This window comes from Streptomyces sp. NPDC052687 (assembly GCF_040678395.1).
Classification (GTDB): domain Bacteria; phylum Actinomycetota; class Actinomycetes; order Streptomycetales; family Streptomycetaceae; genus Streptomyces.
This window is the reverse complement of record NZ_JBFATR010000060.1, coordinates 16,099-38,256: the sequence shown is the minus strand read 5'-3', so window position 1 is coordinate 38,256 and position 22,158 is coordinate 16,099. Positions and strand designations below refer to the sequence as shown.

Sequence of the window (22,158 nt, the reverse complement as noted above, 5' to 3'; positions counted from 1 at the left end):
TCGCTACGACAAGACGGCCACCATCTACCTGGCCGGCCTCCACCTCGCCGCCATCTTCATCTGGTCGGCGAGATGATCCGGAGGAAACGGCCTAGGCCGGGGTGGCGCTGTGCAGGGTGGCGAGCGTGCCGCGTGCGGGGGTGCCGTCCGGTGTCTGCCAGGTGGCGGAGACGTGGCCGGTGGCGCCTTGCGGAAGGGAGGCCGGGGCGGGCCGCAGGACGCGGTGGAGGCGCAGGGTCGTGCCGTCCGGGGCGGTCAGTGTGGTGCCGTCCCGGTCGTCGGTGACGGTGACGTCGGTGGAGAGGGGGCCCGCACCGTGGTACGAGGCGACGACGTCGCGGGCGGACAGGCCGCTGGTGTTCTGGTCCTGGGCCCGGGCCCGTCCCTCGATCAGGGCGAGCAACTCGGCGACCAGGACGGGGTCGTGGCAGCCGTCGTAGACCCAGCGCTGACCGAGCACGCCGTGCTCCATGGTGCCGACGAGGGCGTGCTCCGCCCCGTCGAGCGGTGCGCCGCGGTAGGTGAGCGGCACCAGGTAGGTCACCGGCCGGGGACTCGCGGCGTCGGTGACGACGAGGAACTCGATCCCGACCTCGCCCTGCGGGTCGTCCAGCCGGAACCCGCCGGCCTTGGCGGGCCGCGGTGCGGCGCCGCGGTACCAGGCGCGGGAGGGCAGCCAGGAGGTGAGCAGTTCCAGCTTGGTCGGCTTGAGCACAGTGTCGTGGATGACGGCCATGTGCGCGTTCCTTTCGTCAGGTGGCGGCGAGCCGTCATACCTTCGCACCCGTGTGCCGCGCCCCGAGCGATGTCTCACATGCCAGGATTCACGAGACCGCCGTCCGCGGCACCCCCGCCGGAGCGACTCGGGCGCGGCCCAACTCGCCCCGTCTGTAGGGAACCGTTGGCGGTGTGCCGCACTCATGATCCATGGGCCCGGCGGCCGACCACCGTCGTGCGCCCGTACCCGTCGACCGAGAGATCGAGGAATCATCGTGTCCTTGTTGCCGCACCGACGCATGGCTGTGAGCGTCACCGTGATCGCAGCACTCACCGGGGGACTCGCGCCGCTCGCCAGCGCGTCGGCCGCTCCCGCCGCGCCCCGCGCCGTCCCCGCGAAGGCTCCGGCCGCCGCGCCGGCCGCTCCCGCGCCCGACATGGAGGGGGTGGTCACCGCGCTGAACGCGGCGATGGCCAAGGGCGCGCCGGGCGCCATGGCGCGGTTCGCCGGGCCGGAAGGGGTCCAGAGCCGTACCGTCGGCGTCCGCGACCGGGTCTCGGGGGCGCCCATGGAGATCGGCGCGCGGTTCCGGATCGGCAGTGTCAGCAAGACGTTCTCCTCGGTCGTGCTGCTCCAGCTGGTGGAAGAGGGCAAGCTGGAGCTGGACGCGCCGGTCAACCGGTACCTGCCGGGGCTGCTGCCAGACGACCGCATCACGGTCCGTCACCTGCTCACCCACCGCAGCGGCCTGGCCGACTACACGAACGCCATGTTCAGCCAGACGGTGCCCGGCTTCGAGGCCGTGCGCAACCGGGTGTTCAGCTACCAGGAGCTGGTGGGCCTGTCCCTGGCGGAGCCCCGCACCACCGAGCCCGGCGTCGCGTACAAGTACTCGAACACCAACTTCGTCGTCGTCGGCATGCTCATCGAGAAGCTGACGGGGCGTCCGGTCGCCGACGCCTACCAGCAGCGCATCATCAAGCCGCTGCTGCTGCGGCAGACGTCGTACGTGCACCCCGGAACGCGCATCCGGGGCACGCACGCGCGTGGCTATCTGCACCCCGATGAGGCGGGCGCGCCGCTCGTGGACTCCACCGAGCAGACGGTGTCCTGGGCGCAGTCCGCCGGGGCGGTCATCTCCAGCCCGGCCGACGTGAACACCTTCACCAGCGCGCTCATGCGCGGCCGGCTGCTGTCCCCGGCCACGCTGGAGGCCATGACGACGGTGACGCCGACCGACACGACCAACACCCGTTTCTACGGCCTCGGTCTGCGCCGTTACGACCTGTCGTGCGGCACCCAGGTGTACGGGCACACCGGCACCGTGCAGGGCTACTACACGTACGCGTTCTCCACGCGTGACGGCAGCCGCAGCCTGTCCGCGATGGCGAACACCTCCAACCGCGGCGAGGTGAACACGGTGCTCGGCGGCACGCTGGAGGCCGCGTTCTGCGGGAAGAAGCCGGCGGCCGCGCCGTCGGCGCGCTCCGCCGGGCCGTCCGCGCGGGGCGCGGTGTCGCTGCCCGCCGAGCGCGACCTGGCCGAGCGGCGCTGAGACGGCGTCACCGGGGGACCCGTCGTTCCGTGGGTCCCCCGGTGACACCCGGTGCGGCCCGGCCGGCCGCCGGCCCCGTCAGGGGGCCACGGCGCGGCCGGTCTGCGGGGAGATCCGGCCGGCGCACAGGCCCTTGCCCGCCAGGGTCCGCGCGATGCGCGGGATCGCGGCGAGGGTGTTCGCCGACCACTCGTGCATGAGCATGATCTGCCCGTTGGTCAGCCGGCCGGCGGCCTGGACGATCGCGTCGGTGCTGGCGCCGTTCCAGTCCTGCGAGTCGACGTCCCAGATGACCTGGGTCAGGCCGTACTTCGCGGCGACGGTCCGCACGGTCGTGTTGGTCTCACCGTACGGCGGGCGGAACAGCGTCGGGGTGCCGCCGCCCGCGTTCGCGATGGCCTGCTGGGTCCGGGAGACCTCGGAGTCGATCTGCGCCTGGCCGAGCTGGGTCAGGTGCGGGTGGGTGTAGCTGTGGTTGCCGACCCACATGCCGGCGCTGACCTGGGCCCGGACCTGGGCCGGGTTGGCGGCGGCGTACTGGCCCCGGTTGAACATGGTCGCGCGCAGCCCGTTCTGCCTGAGCGCGCTCAGCAGGGCCGGGGTGTGGGTGGCGGACGGGCCGTCGTCGAAGGTGAGGGCGACGTACCCGGTGCAGGCGGCGGCCCGCTGCGGGGTCGCTGCCGCGCCGGCCGGGACGGTGCCCGCCGCGGCCGTCGCGGCGACGGCCAGCCCCACGGCCAGGGACCGGGGTGCGATGCGCCGGAGGTTCACCGGGTTCACGCGCTTCACCGACATCACCCGCTCTACCGGCTTCGCCCGCTCTACCGGCTTCATCCGCTTCACCCGCTCACCGTGATGCTGGAGCTGCCGCTGCTCTGGTAGCCCTCGGTGGCGAGGATCATGTAGTAGTTGAAGCTGCCGAGCCGCATGCCGGCGCGGGCCCACGCGTCGAAGTGGTTGCCGGTGGTGATGGTCCCGCCGGTCCGCTTCTGCTGCCGGACGCTCCAGTACTGGTTGAAGGTCTTGGTGCCTTCCACGGACGGGGCGTTGTACCGCGTGGTCTGGTAGATGTCGTACGTGCCGCCGTCGCTGGTGACGGTGCCCTTGTACGTGCCGGTGGGCCGGTAGGTGCCCCAGTTGTCGACGATGTAGTACTCGACGAGCGGGTTCGAGGTCCAGCCGTAGAGCGTCAGGTAGCCGTTGCCGGACGGGTAGAAGCTGCCCGAGTAGTGCACGGTCCGGCGTCCGCCGTTGCTCCAGCCCTTGCCGCCGACCCAGTTGCCGCAGTTGGTCCAGTTGCTGCGGTAGCTGCCCCCGGAGGACAGGGTCATGGAGACCGATCCGCCGCCGTCGGTCCAGAACGAGTAGTAGAACCCGTTGTGCGTGCCGGTCTGGTTGGTGGTGATCGTCGTGTCCGCGTGGGCGGTGGCGGGCACCAGCAGACCGGACGCGGTGGCGGCCACCGTCAGGGCGCCGGCCGTGCCGATGAATCCCCTGCGGCTCATGGGGCGGTCGAGAGGGTTGTCCATTGCTTCCTCCTGGTGAGGCTCGCGGGCAGGCCGGACCGCGTCCGCACGTCCCGCGCGGCTCGGCGGGATCGGGTGGGGACGGCGCGCGGCCAGGGCTGCCTGAGGGAAGGTTCGCGCCGGGGGCGGCGCGGTGGAACCGGTGTGGGAGGGCTCGATCGCTGGAGAGTATGGGCCCGTCTCGGAACGCCGGTCAATGCATCTGTTTCCGAAAGTCCACCGAAAGTTCGTTGGCGATCATCGTGGGTGTCGCCCGAAACAATTCGACGTCGCGGAGGTGGAGTTCAGCGACATGGCTCGATTTGTTGGCACGGCGTCGGTTGACGGAGGCGCTCCGGTTCACTAGTTTGCGCGCAACGCTCGTCATCCACTTCGAAACATTCGAAGCCGGCCATGCGTCGTTCCGTCGAGGCCCGGCGGGCGGCGCGCGCCGCCGTGCCTCACTGATCGGAGTAGCGGATGTCCCCGATGGTCCAGGCGCTGACGTCCTCGAGGGCGACGCGGTACATGCCGCCCGTGTCCGGGATGCCGACGCTTCCCTGGAGGATCCGGGCGAGATGGAAGTGGAGGTGGGTGGGGCGGCCGGAGCGCGCAGACGCGGTGTCACCGTCCTCGGGTACGGCGAACAGGCCCGCGAAGTGGTGCAGATCCGCCGAGTCCCGCAGCACCTCTGCCACGCGCTGCTTCCACAGTGCCTCGGGTGCCAGTCGTCCTGTGATGACGGCTCCGGGGACCACCACGGTGAGGGACATCCGACTGCTGTGCTGCGACTCGACCTCCTCGGCGATGCCGAGAAGCAGATCGTCAGGATGCGACATGCTCAGAGAGCCTAGCCCAGCGGGGCCCGTCACCGGCCCACCGGGGGCGGTGGGTGCGGACGTGTCGCCCGGCTCGCCCACGCCGCCGCGCCGGCGAAGTGCCGTGCCCTGCCGGGGAGTTGCCCTTGGGCGGCGGCTAACGGCCCTGTCCGCCGGCCGTGGTGACACGGGTGACCGCTTCCAGTGTGAGAGCGCGGTCGTGGGGTGCCGGGGACAGGGCGCGGTGCAGAGTCAGGCCTTCGATGAGGGCGTCGAGCTGGCGGGCCGTGCCGGGGTCGAAGTGCTTCTCCAGATGGGCGCGGCTGCGCGCCATCCACTCCTGGGTGAGTTCCCGGTACGCGGGCCTGCGCGCGGCGAGGGTGTACAGCTCCTGGGTGAGGACCAGGTCGCGCCGGCTCCCCTCGGACAGCTCGTGGACGAGGTCGGCGACCGCCGCTCGGGCCTGGTCGCGGTCGGCCGGCGGTGCGAGGTGCGCGTCGAACAGGGCGACGATGTGGTCGGTGAAGTGACGGAACGCCTCGCGGAGCAAGTCGTCGATGCCGCTGAAGTGGTACGTCATCGACCCCAGGGGCACACCGGCCCGCGCGGCGATCTTGCGATGGGAGACCCCGGCGACGCCCTCGTCGGCGATGAGGTCGAGGGTGGCGGCGAGGATCCGCTCGCGGCGCCGCGGGTCGGTGTGTCCGGTGGCCACGGCGGCACCCTCACAGCTCGCGGACCGGCCGGGCCGGGTTGCCGAGCGCGAGGACGTTCGCGGGCACGTCCCTCGTGACGACGGCGCCCGCGCCGATCACCGCGTTGTCGCCGATGGTCACTCCGGGGCACACGATCACTCCCCCGCCCAGCCAGACGTTGTCGCCGATGGTGATCGGCCGCGCGGCCTCCAGCTTGTCCCGGCGCGGCTGCGGCTCCAGCGGGTGGGTCGGGGTGAGCAGCTGGACGTTCGGGCCGATCTGGCAGTCCTCGCCGATGGTGATGGCCGCGACGTCCAGCGCGGTGAGGTGGTAGTTGACGAAGGTCCGGGCGCCGATGGTGATGTTGCTGCCGTAGTCGACGTACAGCGGTGGCCGTACGTGCGCCTCCTCGCCCAGGGAGCCGAGCAGTTCGGCGAGGAGCGGACGGGCGGCGTCGGCGTCCTCGGCGTAGGCGGCCTGGTAGCGGGCGGCCAGGCGCACCGCGTGCTGCTGGCGGCGGGCGATCTCGGGATCGTCGGCGATGTAGAGGTCCCCGGCGAGCATGCGCTCCAGGTCGGTGCGCGGGTCGTCCGCGAAGTAGTCCATGGGCATGCGTACGATCGTACACTCGAAGTGTACGATCGTACGCTCTGGGTCGGACTCCCGGTGGCGGTTTTCCTTCAGGTGTCCGTCAGCCGGCGGTCGGCCGCTGCCACAGGGCCGGGACGTTCGGCGGTTCCCAGCCCGGCTGGGCCTGGTGTGCCTGGAGGCAGCGGTAGGTGGCGCCGCCGTAGGTGACGGTGTCTCCGGGCTGGTAGACGGTGCCGGGCGTCCAGGTGCCGCCGGGGTCACCCGGATTGCCGGGGTCGCCGGGGTCGCCGGGGTCGCCGGGATCCGTCGTCGTCCTGAGGGTCAGGCCGTAGTTCTGGAGCAGCGGGTTGATCGGCTGGAAGAACGTCGTGCCGCCACTGGCGCAGTTCCCCGAGCCGCCCGAGGTGACGCCCTGGGCCTGGCTGCCGGAGATGTAGGAGCCGCCCGAGTCGCCGGGCTCGGCGCAGACCGAGGTGCGGGTGACGCCGGTGATGGTGCCCTCGGGGTAGGTGACGCTGGTGTTGTGCTGCTGGACGGTGCCGCAGTGCCAGCCGGTGGTGGAGCCCGAGCGGCACACGGACGCGCCGACCGGCGCCTGCGTGGACCCGGTCACCTGGACGTTCTGCCCGCCCGCGCCCTTGACGTAGGGGGTGGTGGTCCACTGGGAGTTGGTGGCCACCCAGGCCATGTCGCGGCCGGGGAAGACCGAGCCCTGGAAGGTTCCCTGTGCCACCCGGTTGTGGCCGCTGGTGCTCGCGCCGGTCCGGCCGCAGTGGCCGGCGGTCGCGAAGCCCTGCTGGGTGCCGCGGGTGACGGGGAAGCCGATCGAGCAGCGCCCGCTGTTGTTGATGTAGTACGCCTCGCCGCCGCGCAGGTCGTACAGCGCGCGGGGCCGGTCGGTGGTCCGCTGGATCCGGGCGAGGGAGCCATCCACACCGGCCGCGTCCAGGAGGGCGCGGGCCGCGGAGGGGCGTACCGCCTCCACGACGACGCTGTTGGTGCGGACGTCGACGTACCAGACCGGCGCGTCGGTGGTGCCGCGCCGCTCGGCCGCCCGGTCCAGGCGGGCCTTGGCCGCGTCGAGCGTGGCGAGGGAGTGGCGTACGACTGCGGCGTGCGCGCCCAGCGCCTCGATGGCGCCGGCGTCGCCGGCGTCCGTCGTCGCCACGGTGAGGGTGCGCGACTCGGCGCCCCGCACCCAGGCGCCCGCGAAGTCACCGCCGAGCGCGGCGCGCAGCCGGCCCGCGGTCGCGCCGGCCTCCGCCTCGTGCACGAGACGCCGCTGCGCCTGCCGCCGGTCCAGGCCGAGGTCGCGGGCCATGGCGCGGAGCAGGGCGGGCGGGGCGGCGTCGGTGCGCAGGGTCCGCGCGGCGGAGGCCGTGGCGGGATCGGTGGCCGACGTCACCGCCCCGGTGGCGGAAGCGGCGGGTGGGGTGGGGGCGGCGGCCTGCCCGGCGCTCGCGGAGCCGCTGAGCCCGGCCATGAGCAGGGCGGCCGTCGCCACCACGGCGGCACCCACGCCTCTGGCGCGGTGTGGTCGCTGGAGCATGGGGTCTCCTCGGTTCGGTTCTCGCTCGGTGGGGAGGTGCCGAAACCGTAGGGAGGGACAACACGTCGGCATAAGCTGTCGGTCGGCCCTCTCCCCCGCGTTATGGAAGCCGGCGTGCGACAGGTGGGTACCGCCGTGACGAGACCGCGCGTCCTACGGGCCCGCGCGGCGCCGTGACGAGACCGGACCGCCCCACAGACCCCGTCGCTCGCTACGGAGCCCCGTGCGTGGCGAGCCACTGGGTGTAGCTGTCGCTGCGTGCCGCCACGCGCGCGTGGGCCACGCGCGCCTGCGCGAGGACGGTCGCGGCGGTGTCGGCGCGCTGCGTCACCGCGTGCCAGCCGAGCAGATGCCGCCAGGCCAGCGGCGTACCGCCGAGCGGCCGGGTGACGATGCCGGGGGTGGCCGGGAAGGTGGCCCGGCACAGGCCGATCGCCCGGCCCACCTGGACCAGGTGCACCAGGGACGAGGTGTCCGTCTCGTACATGCGGCGCGGGGTGAATCCGGCGCGGGCGCAGGCGGCGGTGAAGCAGTCGCCGAAGCAGCCGTCGCCGGGCACGCAGGCCCACTCCTCGCCCGCCAGGTCGGCCAGTTCGGCCTCGCGCGCGGCGGCGAGGGGGTGTCCGTCGGGGAGGATCACGAAGACCGGGTCTTCGGCGATCTCGCGCCAGACCAGGTTCTCGGCGCCCGGCGGGGCGGCGGATCCGCAGGTTCCGGCGAGGGCGAAGTCCAGCCGGCCCTCGGCGAGCAGATCCGCCAGGCGCCGCTCCGACCAGGAGGCGCGGGTCGTGACGCGGGCGTCCGGCAGCGCGTCCGCGAGCCGGTCGACCAGGGCGCCGAGCAGCGGACCGTGGGTGCCGCCCAGCCGCAGCGCGGCGGTGGTGCGCGGGGCGCGGGCGAACCGGGCCGCCTCCTGCTGCAGTTCGGTCACCGCGGGCAGCACCACGCGGGTCCGTTCGAGGACGAGTTCGCCGAGCGCCGTGGCGCGTACGCCGTGCCGCCCGCGCTCGAACAGCTCGCCGCCGAGGGCTCTCTCGATCCGCTTGAGCTGGGCGCTCAGCGCGGGCTGCGCGAGCCCGAGCGCGGTCGCCGCCCGGGTGAGACTGCCTGCCTCGGCGATGGCACGGACCGTCCTGAGATGCCGCAACTCCAGCTCCATGAGGGGAGCTTGCGTCGGCGGAGGGGCCAGGGCAAGAGGTTGGTCCAGACCAGTATGGCCGCCGGGGGCCGGACCGTCCGCCCGTGGAGGCGGTTCGATCGGTACGCGCCAATAGTGCCGCCGGCGCGTGCCGGGCCGCAGGGCACGGCCCCGCCGCCGGAGTCGCGCACCGCACCGGCCGCGGGGTGCGCGTATACGGTCCCCGGCCGGTCACCACACTTCGTCCGCGTCTCGCGCACAGAAGACACACTTTCGGTCGTGGTCGCTCCGGGGCGCCGGCGAGGGGCAGACGGCGGGCGGGCCACGCGCCTAGCCTCCCGGGCCATGCGATCACCCTTGCTGAGACGCCTCGGTCTCACCGCCGTCCTCGCCCTCGTCCTCGCCATGTTCGGCCTGGCCCCGTCCGCGAGCGCCGCCGAACCGGGCCCCGCCGACCTGAAGTTCACCACCGACGCCGCCACGACCACGCCCGGCGGCACGGTGAACGTGACGATGACGCTGACGAACAACAAGACGTACGACATCTGGTTCGTCTACCAGACGATCGACCCGACCTGGCTGACCACCCAGCGGCCCGACCTGAAGTACTCCTTCACCGGCTGCTCCCTCGCCACGGCCTCCGGCAGCACCCCCTGTTCCGGCACCGGCCCCGCCAACCTCGGCGCCAACTACGGCGCCCCCATCGCCCCCGGCCAGAGCCGGACCGTGACGCTGACGCTGCAGATCGCCCCCGACTCCGGCTGCAACGGCAACATCGGCTTCTACTCGTACTACTACGCCGAGTTCAGCGACGGCACGAGCACCAGCGGCGGCCCCGTCTACACGCCCGAGACGCGCGTGCTCTGCTCCTGACAGTCCCGGCGCCCGGTAGCCGGTGACCTGAAACCGGTCCACCACCGCCCGGTGGACCGCGCACGGCGACCACCGCCTCGCCGGCGGGCCCCGAGGGCCCGCCGGCGCTCCGCGTTCCCGCTCCCACCTGCACGGCAGCCCCCGCACGGCGACCGGGAGGCGGCCCCGGCGCGCCCCCGCACCCGCGGTCCGGGCCGCGCCGTCGCCGCCCGGACACCTGCGTTTTTCCGTCAGGTTTCGCAGCGGGAGCACAAAAGTTCCACACACGCCTCACTATTTGACGCGACGGATGCGTCGACGACCGGTCTTCGAGGGGGAAACCGGCGTCACGCAAGGGGGTGGGTCCGCTCCGCGGAGCCGTGCTCACCCCTGCCCTGGGAGGGGACAGCACCGCATGAAGCGGACCATACGCACCACCCTGCTCACGACGGGCGCGCTCATCGCCGCCCTCGGCATACCGGCCTCGGCGGCGCACGCCGACGCCCCGGCGCCCCGGATCGATCTGCGGGTGCTCGTGGTGAGCGACGGCGGCCCGGCCACCGACGCCATCGCGGCCGAACTGGACGCCGCGGGCACGCCGTACACGGAGATCGACCTCACGCGCTCCGACCGTCCCGTGATCGACGCCGGCTACCTCGCGGACACGGTGGACGGCCGGGACCGCGCCAGGTTCCAGGCGGTCGTCCTGCCCAACGACAACCCGTTCCCGGCGGGCTCCGCCGAGATGGCCGCGCTCGTGGCCTACGAGAAGGAATACGGCATCCCGCAGGTCGACGCGTACACGTACGCCCGCCCCGAGGCCGGACTCCAGTACCCCGTCCACGGCGGCTACTCGGGCAGCGTCGACGGGGTGCGGGCCCAGGTGACCGCGGCCGGCCGGTCCGGGCCGTTCGGCTACCTCGACGGCCCGGTGCCGTTCGAGGACAACTCCCCCACCGTGGGCGAGAGTTACGCCTATCTGTCGACCCCGGCGGCCGGCGCCGACTTCACGCCGTACGTCGAGGCGGCGATCCCGGGAACGCCCAAGCGGGGCTCGCTGGTCGGCGAGTACCGGCACGACGGGCGCCGCGAACTCGTCGTCACCTTCGTCTACAACCGCCATCAGCAGCAGTTCCGGCTGCTGGCCCGCGGCATCGTCGAGTGGATGACCGGCGGGGCGCGTCTGGGCTCCTCCCGCAATTACTTCGCCGTGCACGTCGACGACGTCTTCGCGGCGGACGACCGCTGGAACTCCGCGCTCGACTGCACGCCCGGCGACGTGGACTGCACGGACCCCGACGCCACCCCCGACCCGATCCGGATGACCCCGCAGGACGTCGACCACGCCGTGGCCTGGCAGCGCGAGCGGGACTTCACCCTCGACTTCGCCTACAACGGCGCCGGCAGCGCCGATCACCGCGAGGACAACAACGGCGCCGACCCGCTGGCCGACCGGCTGATCGCCGAGCGGGCGGAGTTCCGCTGGATCAACCACACCTACACGCACGCCTTCCTGGGGTGCGAGCAGGACACCACGGTGGTGCCGTGGCGGTGCGCCACGAACCCGGACGGCAGCACCAAGTGGGTCAGCCGCGAGGACGTCTCCGACGAGATCGCCGCGAACCGGGCGTGGGGACTGCGCGCCGGACTCCCCCTGGACGACGGCGAGCTGGTCACCGGCGAGCACTCCGGGCTGCGGGTGCTGCCCCAGCAGAGCGCCGACAACCCCAACCTGGCGCTCGCCCTGGCCGACAACAAGGTCACCTGGCTGGCGTCCGACAACTCCCGCGAGCCCGGCCAGCGGCGCGTCGGACCCGCCACGACGGTGCCCCGCTACCCGATGAACGTGTTCTACAACGCGGGACGGGCCGCCGACCAGGTCGACGAGTACAACTGGATCTACACCAGCCGCGCGCAGGGCGGCAGCGGCATCTGCGAGGACAACCCGGCCACCACCACCTGCCTGCCCGCCCCGCTCGACCCGGCCACCGGCTACCAGGAGCACATCGTGCCGGTGGAGCGGCGGATCGCGCTCGGCCACGTCCTCGCCAACGACCCCAGGCCGCACTTCATCCACCAGTCGAACCTGGCCGAGGACCGGATCGCCTACCCCGTGCTGGACGGCGTGCTCGACAGCTACGACGCGCTGTTCGCCGACAACACCCCGGTGGTCAATCCGCGGATGAAGGACATCGGCGCGGAGCTCCAGCGGCGCGCCGCGTGGCGGGCCGCGGTGCGGGACGGCCGGGTGACCGCCTACCGCGTCGGCGACACCGTGACCGTCGAGAGCCCGGACGGCGTGGCCGTTCCGGCGACGATGCCCGAGGGCACCACGCGGGCCGGCGCCGCCTTCGGCGAGGCGTACGCGGGTGAGCGGTCCGGGTGGACGGCGTCCGCGGGGGCGCCGCTGACGCTGACGGTGCCGGCGTCCGCCGCCCCGGCCGCGGCCGGCGGCACGTCCTCGGCCGGCGGCCCGGCCGCCGACGCGGACGGCACCGCGCCGGCGCCCGGCACCCGCGTCCCCGTGGGCGTGGCCGAGCCGGTCACCCCCCGCGCCGGGGGCTGACCGGCGTACGGCAGCGAGGTCCCGGCCGCCCCGTCGCGGCCGGGACCGGCACCACCACCCCACACCTCGGCCGTGGAGCACATCGATGCACGTTGACCACGGCGCGCGACGCCCCGGCGCCCCGCGCGTCACCCTCCTCACCGAAGGCACCTACCCGCACAGCCACGGCGGTGTGAGCGTCTGGTGCGACCAGCTCGTCACCGGGATGCCGGACGTCGACTTCGACGTCATCGCCGTCACCGGCACCGGGCGGGAGCCGGTCGTGTGGGACCTGCCGTCCCATGTCTCCGGTGTGCGGTCGGTGCCGATGTGGGGGCCCGCACCGCCGGGGCGGGCACCGCGCGGCCGGTCCCGCAGGCGGCTCGCCGACGCCTACGAGCGCTTCCTGACCGCGCTGGTGGACGCGACCGCCGAGGAGGGCTTCGCGCCCGCCCTGTACACCCTGGCGCGGGCGGCCGCGGACGGCCTGCTCAGCCCCTTCCTGCGGGACGACGCGGCGATCGCCGCCCTGACCGCCGTATGGACGCGCCCCGGGCTCACGGTGCGCGAGGCGCGGCCGACGCTGCACGACGCGGTCACCGCGACCGGCCTGCTGGAACACGCCCTGCGCCCGCTGGCCGCGCCGCCGCCCGAGACGGGGGTGGCGCACGCCGTCAGCGGGGGTGTCGCCGTCCTGCCGGGGCTGGCGGCGCTGGAGCGGCACGGGGTTCCGCTGCTGCTGACCGAGCACGGCGTCTACCTGCGCGAGCGGTACCTCGGCTACCGCACGGCGCCGTACCGCTGGCCGGTCAAGGCGGTGCTCCTCGGGTTCTTCCGGCTGCTCGCGGAGGAGACCTACCGACGGGCGGCGCTGATCACGCCCGGCAACCGCTACAACCGGCTGTGGGAGGAGCAGGGCGGCGCCGATCCGGCGTCGATCCGCACGGTCTACAACGGCGTCGACCCCGCGGCCTTCCCGCCGGCCGGCCCCGAACCGGAGCGGCTCACCCTCAGCTGGGCCGGGCGGGTCGACCCGATCAAGGACCTGGAGACCCTGATCCGCGCCTTCGCGCTGGTGCGGGAGCGGCTGCCCGAGGCGCGGCTGCGGCTGTTCGGCGGGACCCCCCGCGGCGGGGAGGGCTACCGGGAGCGGTGCGAGGCCCTGGCCGCCGAGCTGGGACAGGCCGGCGCGGTGACGTTCGAGGGGCGCGTCGACGACATACGGGACGCCTACGCGGCGGGGAACGTGGTGATGCTGTCGAGCATCAGCGAGGGCTTCCCGTTCACGCTGATCGAGGCCATGTCGTGCGGGCGGGCCACGGTCTCCACGGACGTGGGCGGGGTGCGGGAGGCCGTCGGGGACACCGGTCTCGTGGTGCCGCCGCGCGATCCGGCCGCGATGGCCGCCGCCGCGCTGGAGCTGCTGGGCGATCCCGTCCGGCGGCGGGCGATGGGCGAGGCGGCCCGGCTGCGGGTGATCGAGCAGTTCACCCTCCGCCAGACCATCGACACCTTCCGCGCGATCTACCACGAACTGTCCACGGTCGGCGAGGCGTTGCCCGCCGGCGTCGTCCTGTCCGCCGCGGCGGTCACCGGCACGGAGAGCCTCACCGGATGAGCGGGCCCATGTCCCTGGAACCCGGCGGCGCCGAGCGGGACACGCTGGCGCTGCGGCTGGCCGAGCCACGCCCGCCGCGCCCGCAGGACCGGACGAACCCACCGCGCCCTTCCCACCCGCAGGACCGGCCGCACCCGCAAGAGTCGCCCCACCCCCAGGACCCGCCGCAGTCCCAGGACCCGCCGCGTCCGCCGCGCCGCCGCCCCCGCTGGGCGCTGGACGAGACGACGCTCGCGATCCGGCTGCCCCGCACCGGTCCCGACGAGGAGGCGGTGAGCGAGCTCGCCGCCGAACTCGCCGACCGGATCGGCCCCGCCGTCCATCCGTACGAGGTGGCCGCGCTCCTGGAGGCGGAGGGCCTGTCCGCCTCCGTGATCAGGGAGCGGTACGGCCATCCGAACCTGTTCTCGCTGGCGTCCGCGCTCTACGCGCGAGTCCCCCGCACGTTTCCCGAGCCGCCCGCCGCACCCGACCCGTGGCGGCCCGACACCGTGCGCTGTCTGCTGCGCGGGGTGCTGTTCGCGCTGCCCGCGCTGGCCTATCTGCTGATCGCCCCGCTGTGGCGGGTCGACCGGCACGCCCCCGTCCTGATCGTGGCCGGTGTCGTGTCCTGGGCATGGGGGCAGGCGCTGGGGCACCGCGCGCACCTGCGGCTGGTGGCGGGGCGCCGGGAGGCCTGCGGCACCCTGCTGACCGGGTCCCTGACGGGCACGGCGGTCGCCACCGGCCTGGCCGTGCTGCCCGCCGGCGGCGACCCGGGCACGGTGGCCGCCGGCGCCGCGGTCGCCGCCGTGCAGTCGCTGTACCTGGCGGCCGCTGGGGTGCTGCTGGTGCTGGCGCGGGAGCGGCTGCTGCTGGCCGCGCTGAGTCCGCTGATCGCCGGAGCGGCGACGCTGCCGTGGTGGGAGCCCGGCCCGGTGGTGCGCGCGGGCCTGCCGCTGCTGGCGCTGCTGGCCACGCTCGCGGTGACCGCGCGGGTGCTGTGGGCGGGCCTCGCGGTCCCGGCCGCCGCGGACGGGTCCGTGCCGCCCCTGCGGGCGTCCCTTCCCTACGGTCTGTTCGGGCTGGCCGCGGCGGTGCTCGTGCTGCTGGAGGGCCGGCGCCATCCGTACGCGGTGATCGCGCTGACGCTGAGCATGGGTCCGGCGGAGTGGCTGCTGTACCGCTACCGCGGCTGGTCGGTCGCCGCGCTGCGGGCCAGCGCGACACCCGGGGGGTTCCTGCTGCGCTCGGCCGGGGTGCTGGGTCTGTGCCTGTCCGCCTACCTCCTGTTGGTGGTCCCGGCGGGCCTGCTCACCGGCGCCGGCCCGGTCACGCTGCCGCTGCTCGCGGCGGCGCTGTGGACGGCCCTGCTCCTGCAGGCGTTCGGGGTGGCCTGGCCGCCGGCCGCGCTCTGTCTGGCCGCCGCCGCCACGGCGGGCGCGGTCACCTGGCTGGACCTGCCGCCGGGGCCGGCCGTGCTGCCCCTGGCCTGCGGCCCGGTCGCGCTCGGCCTCGCGGCGTGTGCGATCCGTCTGCTGGGCCGGCCGTCCCCGCACGCCTGAACGTCCGGCACCGCTTCCCGGCGAACGGGCCCGCTCCTCCCCCGCCCCGCCGCCTCCCTGATCCCACCCGACGAAAGGAACCCGAGAGTTGACCTCCGCACCGCTCGCCGCCGTCACCGGAGCCGAGGGCTTCATCGGCTCGCACCTCACCGAGGCGCTCGTCGCCTCCGGCCACCGCGTCCGGGCCATGGCCCAGTACAACTCGTTCTCCTCCTACGGCTGGCTGGAGACCCTGCCCGCCGACGTCCTCGACCACGTGGAGATCGTCCTCGGCGACGTCCGCGACCCCGGCTCGGTGCGCGCCCTGCTCGACGGCGCCGACTGCGCCTACCACCTCGCCGCGCTCATCGCGATCCCGTACTCCTACCAGGCGCCGCACAGTTACGTGGACACCAACGTCACCGGCACGCTGAACGTGCTGGAGGCGGTGCGGACCCTGGGCACGCCGCGCCTGGTGCACACCTCGACCAGCGAGACGTACGGCACCGCGCAGACCGTGCCGATCACCGAGGACCATCCCATCAACACGCAGTCGCCGTACGCCGCCTCGAAGGCCGGGGGCGACCGGCTGGCCGACAGCTACCACGCCAGCTTCGGCACGCCCGTGGTGACCCTGCGGCCGTTCAACACGTTCGGGCCGCGCCAGTCGATGCGCGCGGTCATCCCCACCGTGATCGGCCAGGTGGCGGCCGGGCAGCGCGTCCTCACCCTCGGCGACCTGCGGCCCACCCGGGACTTCACCTTCGTCGAGGACACCGCGCGGGCGTTCCTCGCGGTGGGCACCGCACCGGCGGAGCGGGTCGTGGGCCGCACCTTCAACGCCGGGACCGGCGGGGAGATCTCGGTCGGGGACCTGGTCGCGCTGATCGGCAAGGTCATGGACGCGCCGCTCGACGTGCGCGAGGACCCCGAGCGGCTGCGGCCCGCCGCCTCGGAGGTGATGCGGCTCGTCGCGGACGCGTCCCGGCTCACGGCGGCGACCGGCTGGCGGCCCCGCCACACCCTCGAGGAAGGGCTCGCGCGGACCGCGGAGTGGTTCACCCAGCCGGCCAACCTGGCCCGCTACAAGACCGGCATCTACAACATCTGACCGACCGGCACGTACCGCAGGAGGTATGCCATGCACGCAGTGATCCTGGCCGGAGGAAAGGGTGTCCGGCTGCGGCCCTACACCACCGCGCTGCCCAAGCCGCTCGTCCCCATCGGCGACCAGCACGCCATCCTCGACATCGTGCTGCGCCAGCTGTCCACCGCGGGCTTCTCCCACTGCACCATCGCCATAGGCCACCTCGGCCAGATCATCCGCGCCTACGTCGGCGACGGCGCGCAGTGGGGCATGAACATCGACTACGCCGTCGAGGAGAGCCCGCTGGGCACCATGGGCCCGCTGCTGACCCTCCGGGAGCGGCTGCCGGAGCACTTCCTCGTGATGAACGGCGACGTGCTCACCGACCTGGACTACGCCGACGTGCTGCGCCGGCACGAGGCGTCGGGCGCGCCCCTGACCATCGCCACGTACGCCCGCAAGGTGCACATCGACTTCGGGGTGCTGACGACGGACGCGAGCCGGGTCGTCGCCTTCACGGAGAAGCCCAGCATCGACTACCGGGTGTCCATGGGGGTCTACGGCGTCTCGCGGGGCGCCCTCGACGGCTACACCCCGGGGCTGCCGCTCGGCTTCGACGAGCTGGTGGTGGACCTGCTGGCCGCCGGGCGGCCGCCGTACGCCTACGACTTCGACGGCTACTGGCTGGACATCGGCCGCCCCGACGACTACGACCGGGCCAACGCGGAGTTCACCAGCCGCAAGTCGCTGCTGCTCAAGGGAGCCTGAACCACCGATGCGCATCCTCGTTCTCGGCGCCACCGGCTATCTCGGCGGCCACATCACGGAGCGGCTGCGCGGCCTGCCGGGCACCCGGCTGCTGGTCGGCGGCCGCTCCCCGGGCGCCGACGTCCCCGTCGACCTCGCGGCCGACCGCCCGCACGACCTGGCGAAGGCACTGGCCGCGGCCGCGCCCGACGCCGTCGTCAACTGCGCGGGCGCGACCGGCGGTGACGCCGTCACCCTCGCGGAGGTCAACGCGCGCGGCCCGGCCGTGCTGTGCGCGGCGCTGCGGGAGGCGGCGCCCGCGGCCCGGCTGGTGCATCTGGGCTCGGCCGCCGAGTACGGGCCCGGCGTGCCCGGCCGGCCCGTCACGGAGGCGGCGGCGACCAGCCCGGCGGGCCCCTACGGGGCGACGAAGCTGGCGGGCACGGTGGCGGTGACCACGTCGGGGCTGGACGCGGTGGTGCTGCGGGTGGGCAATCCGGTGGGTCCGGGCGCGCCGTCCACCGGGCTGCCGGGCCGGGTCACCGCCCTGCTCGCGCGCGCCGGGCGCGACCCGGACGCGACGGTGCGGCTCGGTGACATGTCGGCGCACCGCGACTTCGTGGACGTACGCGACGTGGCGCGGGCGGCGCGGCTGGCGGCGACCGTGGCGGGGCCGCTCCCGCCGGTCCTGAACATCGGGGGCGGTGAGGCGGTGGCGGTCCGGGAACTGGTGCGCAGGCTGGCCGAGGTGGCGGGCTTCCGGGGCCGGATCGTGGAGGCGGGCGGGGGCGGGTCGGCGCGCTCCGCGCAGGTGTCGTGGCAGTGCTCGGACATCACCGCCGCGCGGGACGCCCTCGGCTGGCGGCCGGCGCACTCCCTCGACGGTTCCGTGGCGGCGCTGTGGGCGGCGGCGGGCGCACGCCCTCGCGGTCCGGAAGAGGTGCCGGCGCGGTGAGCCTGCTGGTTCCGCTCTACGTTCATCCGGCGGAGGATCCCGCCGCCTGGCAGCGTCTCGTCGCCCGTGCGGCGCACACCTACGGCGTCGTCCTCAATCCGGCGAACGGTCCCGGTGACGCCCCCGATCCGGCGTTCGTCGCCGCGGCGCGGGCGCTGCGCGCGGCGGGGGCCCGGCTGCTCGGCTACGTCGACACCGACTACGGCGCGCGCGACCCGGCGCGGGTCACCGCCGACCTGCGCCGGCACCGGGACTGGTACGGCGCGGACGGCTGCTTCCTCGACCAGGTGACCGCGGCGCCGTACGGCTTGCCGGAGTGCCGCCGCCTGGTGCGCTCCCTGCGCCGGCTCGGGGCGTCGACGGTCGTCCTCAACCCGGGCGTCCACCCGGCGCCCGGTTACGCGCGGCTCGCGGACCTGACGGTCACCTTCGAGGGGCCGTGGTCGGCGTACGTGTCGGCGTTCAGCCGCCCGCGGTGGACCGCCCGGCATCCGCCCGACCGGCTGTGCCACCTGGTCTACGGGGTGCCCCCGCCGCTGGTGCCGCTGGCCGTGCGCACCGCGCGCGAGCGCGGCGCGGCGGTGTGCGGCCCGGTGACGGGCGAACCGCCCAACCCGTGGTCCGGGCTGACGCCCGCGCTGACCGAGGCGGAGGGGTGAGCGGCGGGTGAGCGCGGCACCGGGCGGCCGGCCGCGACCGGCGCCCCTCGTCGTCGCCCTCGTCCTCGTGTTGCTCCTCGGGGCCTGCGCGGACGGCGGCGGCCGCCGCCCGGACGGCGGGGTGTGGCAGCCGCGTCCCGGGCTGGCGTGGCAGTGGCAGCTCGACGGCCGGGTCGATCCGTCCGTGGACGTGCCCGTGTACGACATCGACGGTTTCGAGAACACCGCCGCCGACGTGGCCCGGCTGCACGAGGACGGCCGCAAGGTGATCTGCTACGTCAACGTCGGCGCCTGGGAGGACTTCCGGCCGGACCGGCACGCCTTCCCCCGCTCGGTGCTGGGCCGGCCCAACGGCTGGCGCGGCGAGCGGTGGCTGGACATCCGCCGGGTGTCGCTCCTGCGCCCCCTGATGGAACGCCGGTTCGACATGTGCCGGGACAAGGGCTTCGACGCGGTGGAGCCGGATCTGGTGGAGGGCTACGGCAACGACACCGGCTTCCCGCTCACGGCGCGCGACCAGCTGCGCTACAACCGCATGATCGCGGACATCGCCCACGAGCGCGGCCTGGCCGTGGGCCTGAAGAACGACCTGCCCCAGATCCCGCAGCTGCTGGACGACTTCGACTTCGCCGTCAACGAGGAGTGCGCGCAGTACGACGAGTGCGCGCTGCTGGAGCCGTTCATCGCGGCGGGCAAGGCGGTCTTCCACGTGGAGTACGTCGAGCCGACGGCCCGTTTCTGCCCGGTGGCCCGGAAGCTGCGGCTGTCGTCGATGCTGAAGAGACCGGAGCTGGACCGCTGGCGCAGGCCGTGCTGACACCGCCCGCCGCGGGCCGGCCTGAGCCCGCTTCGTTTTCGGGACCACCGCCGCGGCAGGTGTTCGTTTCGCGTACTTCTGCCGCCGCGTAACCAGGGCAAAAGGACGGTGACCGGCAGGCTGTCATTCAGGGAACGGGACCTCATGCTCGAACAGGACCATTCCGTGCGCAGGATCATCGCTCTTCACGAGGAGGTCGAGCAGCTCAGGCGCGCCGTCGTCTCCCATGCCGTCATCGACCAGGCGATCGGCGTCGTGATCGCGCTGGGCGGACTGTCGTCCGATACGGCCTGGAACGTCCTGAAAGAGGTATCCCAGCACACGAACATCAAACTGCGGGAGGTGGCGGACCACATCGTGCAGTGGCCGCGCTGCGAGTGGCTGCCGCCGGAGATCCGCCAGGCCCTGAACGCCGCGCTGGACCGGGCGAGGCACGTCCCGGGTCCCGCGCGGGACTGAATCCCGGCCGGAGCGGGGCCGGCACGCCGGGCCGGCCCCGCCGGGCAGGGCGCGCGGCCGGACAGGGCGCCGGCCGGGGTCAGCCTCGCAGGGTGGCGGAGGGGCTGGTGCCGTAGGCCTCGCGGTAGAGGGCGGCGAAGCGGCCGGGGTGGGCGAAGCCCCAGCGGGCGGCGATCTCCCCGACGGTCGTGGTGAGCGGGCTCGCCGCGCGCAGTTCCCGGTGGACCTGCGCGAGGCGCACCCGGCGCAGGTAGGCGAGGGGGGTGGTGTCGAGGTGGCGGCGGAAGGCGTACTGCAGGGCTCGTATGGTGACGTGGGCGGCCGCGGCGATCTCGGCGACGGTGAGCGGCTGGTCGGCGTGGTCCTCGATGTAGGCGACGGCCCGCCGGACCGTGGCCGAGTGGGCGTCGGTGCGGTCCTGCGCGGCCGGCTCGGTCTGCGCGGTGTTCGGGAAGGCCGCCAGCACGCTCGCGGCGAGCAGCTGGCCGCCGGTGGCGGCGATCAGCGGCTGCTCCGCGACGGCCGGGTCGGCGAGGACGTGGTCGCGCAGATAGAGGATGGTGTTGCGCAGGTGGCGGGCCGCGGCGGGCGAGTGCGGCCGGTGTCCGGTGAGCCGCACGGGCTGCGGTCGCCGCTGCCCCGCGGTGGCGGCGATCTGGTCCAGCAGGGCGGGCTCCAGCATGGTGATGTTGTAGCGGGCGGTGCGGATCTGCCCGCTGTACGGCGCGTCGGGCGGCGCGAAGAGGACCAGGTCGCCGGGGCCGAAGTCGTCCCGCACCCCCCGGTAGGCGTGGTCGCGGACGGTGCCCTCGTGGACCAGGCACAGGCAGATCCGGCCGAGCGGTGTCACCGCGTAGCTCATGTCGAAGCCCAGGTCGATCTCGTCGACGCTGACCGACGGCAGGGTGTCGCGGCGGATGCGGGCCCTGCTGTCGCCGGGACTGCCGCTGCCGATCGTCATCCGGGCGTAGGCCCGGCACAGGAAGTCCTCCGTGAGGTCAAGGTCGTCGCTCTCGAACACCAGCGAGGCCATCCACGTCACCGTCCTGACTAGCACCGAACGTCACTCCTGCCCCGATCGAGCGGGAGGAACACCCCGGTGCGCGCCGGTCGTGGTGGTGCCGTGCGGTGGCCGCGGCCGGGGCGGTCGCCGGGCGGCGGCGTGCGGGACACGCCGTCGGATGGACCATCGGCACTCCATCCGCATATCAGGTCATATCGTGCGCGATATGACGAAATGCCATATCACATACCTCGCGTGCGCCGCCGCGCTCGTCGGGGTGGGACTCGGTGCCGCCCCGCCGGTCGCCGAGCACCGGACCCATCTGGTCTTCCCCGGAGAATCGATCCAGCAGGCCGTCGACGACGCCGCGCCGGGCGACACCGTCCTGGTGACCACGGGCACGTACCACGAGAGCGTCAAGGTGACCACGCCCGGACTGACCCTCCGGGGTATGGGGCGCGGTACCGTGATCAAGCCGAGCGCGGACAAGGCCGCCCACAGCTGCGCCGACGCCGGCAACGGCATCTGCGTGACCGGCACGGCCGACCGCGCGCTCGAGGACGTCACCGTCGCCGACCTGACGGTGACCGGCTTCCCCCGCACCGGGCTGTACGCCGACGCCACGGACCGGCTGACCGTGCGCAACGTCGCGGCGGTCGCCAACGGGGTGTGGGGCATCGCCCAGGAGCACTCGGTGCGCGGCGTGTTCCGCAAGAACGCGGCGCGCGACAACGGCGACGCGGGCCTGTTCCTCGCCAACACGGTCAACGCCGAGGAGGGCGCCGCCGACACCCGGGGCGCGGTGGTCGCGGGCAACCGGCTGGAGGGCAACCGGATCGGGCTCACCGTCCGCCGGCTGCGCAACCTCACGGTCGCGGACAACCACGTCACCGGCAACTGTGCGGGCGTGTTCATCGTCGGCGACGAGAACAAGCCGCGCGCCGGCGCCCTGACCGTGCGGGACAACCACATCCTGCGCAACAACAAGTCCTGCCCGAAGACCGCGCGCCTGGACGCCCTCCAGGGCTCCGGCGTCGTCCTGACCGGCGCCGAGGACACCCTGATCACCCGCAACGTGATCACGGGCAACGCCGGGAACTCCCCGATGTCCGGCGGCATCGTCCTGTTCAAGAGCATGGTGGGCACCACCAGCGAGCGGAACCGGATCACCGAGAACACCCTGCGCGACAACGCCCCGGCCGACCTCGTCAACGCGGACACCGGCCAGGGCAACACCTTCGTCGCCAACACCTGCGGTGCCTCCCGGCCCGCGGGCCTGTGCTGACCGGCCGGCCCCGGCCGACCGCTGAACCCCGGAAGGAAG

21 protein-coding genes are annotated in these 22,158 nt (G+C 73.9%); 12 read left to right on the top strand and 9 right to left on the bottom strand.

The features are described from left to right. Window positions 1–91: 91 nt before the first annotated feature. Entirely contained in the window at window positions 92–736 is a 645-nt protein-coding gene (locus tag AB0K92_RS30385; protein WP_365928197.1) for a 1,4-alpha-glucan branching protein, read from the bottom strand. Window positions 737–1,016: 280 nt separating this feature from the next. Here AB0K92_RS30385 and AB0K92_RS30380 point away from each other — a divergent pair, with 280 nt between their 5' ends. Then, window positions 1,017–2,273: a serine hydrolase domain-containing protein gene (locus AB0K92_RS30380; protein ID WP_365928195.1), complete on the top strand. Its 1,257-nt coding sequence runs from the start codon at window positions 1,017–1,019 to the stop codon at window positions 2,271–2,273. A gap of 78 nt (window positions 2,274–2,351) precedes the next feature. Here AB0K92_RS30380 and AB0K92_RS30375 read toward each other — a convergent pair whose 3' ends face one another. The 7 genes from AB0K92_RS30375 to AB0K92_RS30345 all read right to left on the bottom strand — a co-directional run bounded on the left by AB0K92_RS30375 (window position 2,352) and on the right by AB0K92_RS30345 (window position 8,590). After that, window positions 2,352–3,068: a polysaccharide deacetylase family protein gene (locus AB0K92_RS30375; RefSeq protein ID WP_365928201.1), complete on the bottom strand. Its 717-nt coding sequence runs from the start codon at window positions 3,066–3,068 to the stop codon at window positions 2,352–2,354. A 44-nt stretch (window positions 3,069–3,112) separates the two neighbouring features. After that, window positions 3,113–3,802 (bottom strand): glycoside hydrolase family 11 protein, encoded by a 690-nt coding sequence (locus AB0K92_RS30370; RefSeq protein ID WP_365928193.1) that lies wholly within the window; start codon window positions 3,800–3,802, stop codon window positions 3,113–3,115. Between the two features lie 437 nt (window positions 3,803–4,239). Then, entirely contained in the window at window positions 4,240–4,617 is a 378-nt protein-coding gene (locus AB0K92_RS30365) for a hypothetical protein (protein ID WP_365928191.1), read from the bottom strand. A gap of 136 nt (window positions 4,618–4,753) precedes the next feature. Next, entirely contained in the window at window positions 4,754–5,311 is a 558-nt protein-coding gene (locus AB0K92_RS30360) for a TetR family transcriptional regulator (protein WP_365928189.1), read from the bottom strand. 10 nt (window positions 5,312–5,321) lie between these two features. Next, window positions 5,322–5,903 carry a sugar O-acetyltransferase gene (locus tag AB0K92_RS30355; RefSeq protein WP_365928187.1) on the bottom strand — a complete coding sequence of 194 codons (582 nt, stop codon included), beginning with the start codon at window positions 5,901–5,903 and terminating at the stop codon, window positions 5,322–5,324. Between the two features lie 79 nt (window positions 5,904–5,982). Next, window positions 5,983–7,431 carry an alpha-lytic protease prodomain-containing protein gene (locus AB0K92_RS30350; protein WP_365928185.1) on the bottom strand — a complete coding sequence of 483 codons (1,449 nt, stop codon included), beginning with the start codon at window positions 7,429–7,431 and terminating at the stop codon, window positions 5,983–5,985. Between the two features lie 211 nt (window positions 7,432–7,642). After that, window positions 7,643–8,590 (bottom strand): LysR family transcriptional regulator, encoded by a 948-nt coding sequence (locus tag AB0K92_RS30345; protein WP_365928183.1) that lies wholly within the window; start codon window positions 8,588–8,590, stop codon window positions 7,643–7,645. Between the two features lie 324 nt (window positions 8,591–8,914). Between AB0K92_RS30345 and AB0K92_RS30340 the strand changes: the two genes are divergently transcribed. From AB0K92_RS30340 to AB0K92_RS30295, 10 genes are all read left to right on the top strand, one after another. Further along, entirely contained in the window at window positions 8,915–9,442 is a 528-nt protein-coding gene (locus tag AB0K92_RS30340) for a hypothetical protein (RefSeq protein WP_365928181.1), read from the top strand. Between the two features lie 394 nt (window positions 9,443–9,836). After that, on the top strand, window positions 9,837–11,987 hold the full coding sequence (locus tag AB0K92_RS30335; RefSeq protein WP_365928179.1) for a hypothetical protein: 2,151 nt from the start codon (window positions 9,837–9,839) through the stop codon (window positions 11,985–11,987). 85 nt (window positions 11,988–12,072) lie between these two features. Next, window positions 12,073–13,584 (top strand): GT4 family glycosyltransferase PelF, encoded by a 1,512-nt coding sequence (gene pelF / locus AB0K92_RS30330; protein WP_365928177.1) that lies wholly within the window; start codon window positions 12,073–12,075, stop codon window positions 13,582–13,584. 8 nt (window positions 13,585–13,592) lie between these two features. Next, window positions 13,593–15,128, top strand: coding sequence for a hypothetical protein (locus AB0K92_RS30325; RefSeq protein ID WP_365928175.1), 1,536 nt, complete (start codon window positions 13,593–13,595; stop codon window positions 15,126–15,128). An 88-nt stretch (window positions 15,129–15,216) separates the two neighbouring features. Next, entirely contained in the window at window positions 15,217–16,218 is a 1,002-nt protein-coding gene (locus AB0K92_RS30320) for a GDP-mannose 4,6-dehydratase (protein WP_365928173.1), read from the top strand. Between the two features lie 30 nt (window positions 16,219–16,248). Continuing rightward, window positions 16,249–16,962, top strand: a complete 714-nt coding sequence (locus AB0K92_RS30315; RefSeq protein WP_165995210.1) for a nucleotidyltransferase family protein — start codon at window positions 16,249–16,251, stop codon at window positions 16,960–16,962. Between the two features lie 7 nt (window positions 16,963–16,969). Next, window positions 16,970–17,896 (top strand): NAD(P)-dependent oxidoreductase, encoded by a 927-nt coding sequence (locus AB0K92_RS30310; RefSeq protein WP_365928171.1) that lies wholly within the window; start codon window positions 16,970–16,972, stop codon window positions 17,894–17,896. Then, window positions 17,893–18,555, top strand: a complete 663-nt coding sequence (locus AB0K92_RS30305; RefSeq protein ID WP_365928169.1) for a spherulation-specific family 4 protein — start codon at window positions 17,893–17,895, stop codon at window positions 18,553–18,555. The genes AB0K92_RS30310 and AB0K92_RS30305 overlap by 4 nt, the downstream gene beginning before the upstream one ends. 67 nt (window positions 18,556–18,622) lie before the next feature. Then, window positions 18,623–19,372, top strand: coding sequence for an endo alpha-1,4 polygalactosaminidase (locus AB0K92_RS30300; RefSeq protein ID WP_365928199.1), 750 nt, complete (start codon window positions 18,623–18,625; stop codon window positions 19,370–19,372). A 144-nt stretch (window positions 19,373–19,516) separates the two neighbouring features. Beyond that, window positions 19,517–19,831 (top strand): ANTAR domain-containing protein, encoded by a 315-nt coding sequence (locus AB0K92_RS30295; RefSeq protein ID WP_365928167.1) that lies wholly within the window; start codon window positions 19,517–19,519, stop codon window positions 19,829–19,831. Between the two features lie 79 nt (window positions 19,832–19,910). On the opposite strand, the gene AB0K92_RS30290 is transcribed toward AB0K92_RS30295, so the two are convergent. Further along, window positions 19,911–20,864: an AraC family transcriptional regulator gene (locus AB0K92_RS30290; RefSeq protein WP_365928164.1), complete on the bottom strand. Its 954-nt coding sequence runs from the start codon at window positions 20,862–20,864 to the stop codon at window positions 19,911–19,913. Between the two features lie 196 nt (window positions 20,865–21,060). Here AB0K92_RS30290 and AB0K92_RS30285 point away from each other — a divergent pair, with 196 nt between their 5' ends. Next, a complete protein-coding gene (locus AB0K92_RS30285) occupies window positions 21,061–22,119 on the top strand; it encodes a right-handed parallel beta-helix repeat-containing protein (protein ID WP_365928162.1) in 1,059 nt (352 codons plus the stop codon). The last annotated feature ends 39 nt before the right edge of the window (window positions 22,120–22,158 follow it).

Excerpts from the sequence above, each read along its gene's own strand:
- AB0K92_RS30380 (WP_365928195.1), top strand. The coding sequence starts at position 1,017 with ATGGCTGTGAGCGTCACCGTGATCGCAGCACTCACCGGGGGACTCGCG.
- AB0K92_RS30340 (WP_365928181.1), top strand. The coding sequence starts at position 8,915 with ATGCGATCACCCTTGCTGAGACGCCTCGGTCTCACCGCCGTCCTCGCC.
- AB0K92_RS30325 (WP_365928175.1), top strand. The coding sequence starts at position 13,593 with ATGTCCCTGGAACCCGGCGGCGCCGAGCGGGACACGCTGGCGCTGCGG.
- AB0K92_RS30385 (WP_365928197.1), bottom strand. The coding sequence starts at position 736 with ATGGCCGTCATCCACGACACTGTGCTCAAGCCGACCAAGCTGGAACTG.
- AB0K92_RS30345 (WP_365928183.1), bottom strand. The coding sequence starts at position 8,590 with ATGGAGCTGGAGTTGCGGCATCTCAGGACGGTCCGTGCCATCGCCGAG.
- AB0K92_RS30290 (WP_365928164.1), bottom strand. The coding sequence starts at position 20,864 with ATGGCCTCGCTGGTGTTCGAGAGCGACGACCTTGACCTCACGGAGGAC.
- AB0K92_RS30285 (WP_365928162.1), top strand. The coding sequence starts at position 21,061 with ATGACGAAATGCCATATCACATACCTCGCGTGCGCCGCCGCGCTCGTC.
- AB0K92_RS30310 (WP_365928171.1), top strand. The coding sequence starts at position 16,970 with ATGCGCATCCTCGTTCTCGGCGCCACCGGCTATCTCGGCGGCCACATC.
- AB0K92_RS30315 (WP_165995210.1), top strand. The coding sequence starts at position 16,249 with ATGCACGCAGTGATCCTGGCCGGAGGAAAGGGTGTCCGGCTGCGGCCC.
- AB0K92_RS30375 (WP_365928201.1), bottom strand. The coding sequence starts at position 3,068 with ATGTCGGTGAAGCGCGTGAACCCGGTGAACCTCCGGCGCATCGCACCC.
- pelF (WP_365928177.1), top strand. The coding sequence starts at position 12,073 with ATGCACGTTGACCACGGCGCGCGACGCCCCGGCGCCCCGCGCGTCACC.
- AB0K92_RS30370 (WP_365928193.1), bottom strand. The coding sequence starts at position 3,802 with ATGGACAACCCTCTCGACCGCCCCATGAGCCGCAGGGGATTCATCGGC.
- AB0K92_RS30355 (WP_365928187.1), bottom strand. The coding sequence starts at position 5,903 with ATGCCCATGGACTACTTCGCGGACGACCCGCGCACCGACCTGGAGCGC.
- AB0K92_RS30335 (WP_365928179.1), top strand. The coding sequence starts at position 9,837 with ATGAAGCGGACCATACGCACCACCCTGCTCACGACGGGCGCGCTCATC.
- AB0K92_RS30295 (WP_365928167.1), top strand. The coding sequence starts at position 19,517 with ATGCTCGAACAGGACCATTCCGTGCGCAGGATCATCGCTCTTCACGAG.
- AB0K92_RS30350 (WP_365928185.1), bottom strand. The coding sequence starts at position 7,431 with ATGCTCCAGCGACCACACCGCGCCAGAGGCGTGGGTGCCGCCGTGGTG.
- AB0K92_RS30365 (WP_365928191.1), bottom strand. The coding sequence starts at position 4,617 with ATGTCGCATCCTGACGATCTGCTTCTCGGCATCGCCGAGGAGGTCGAG.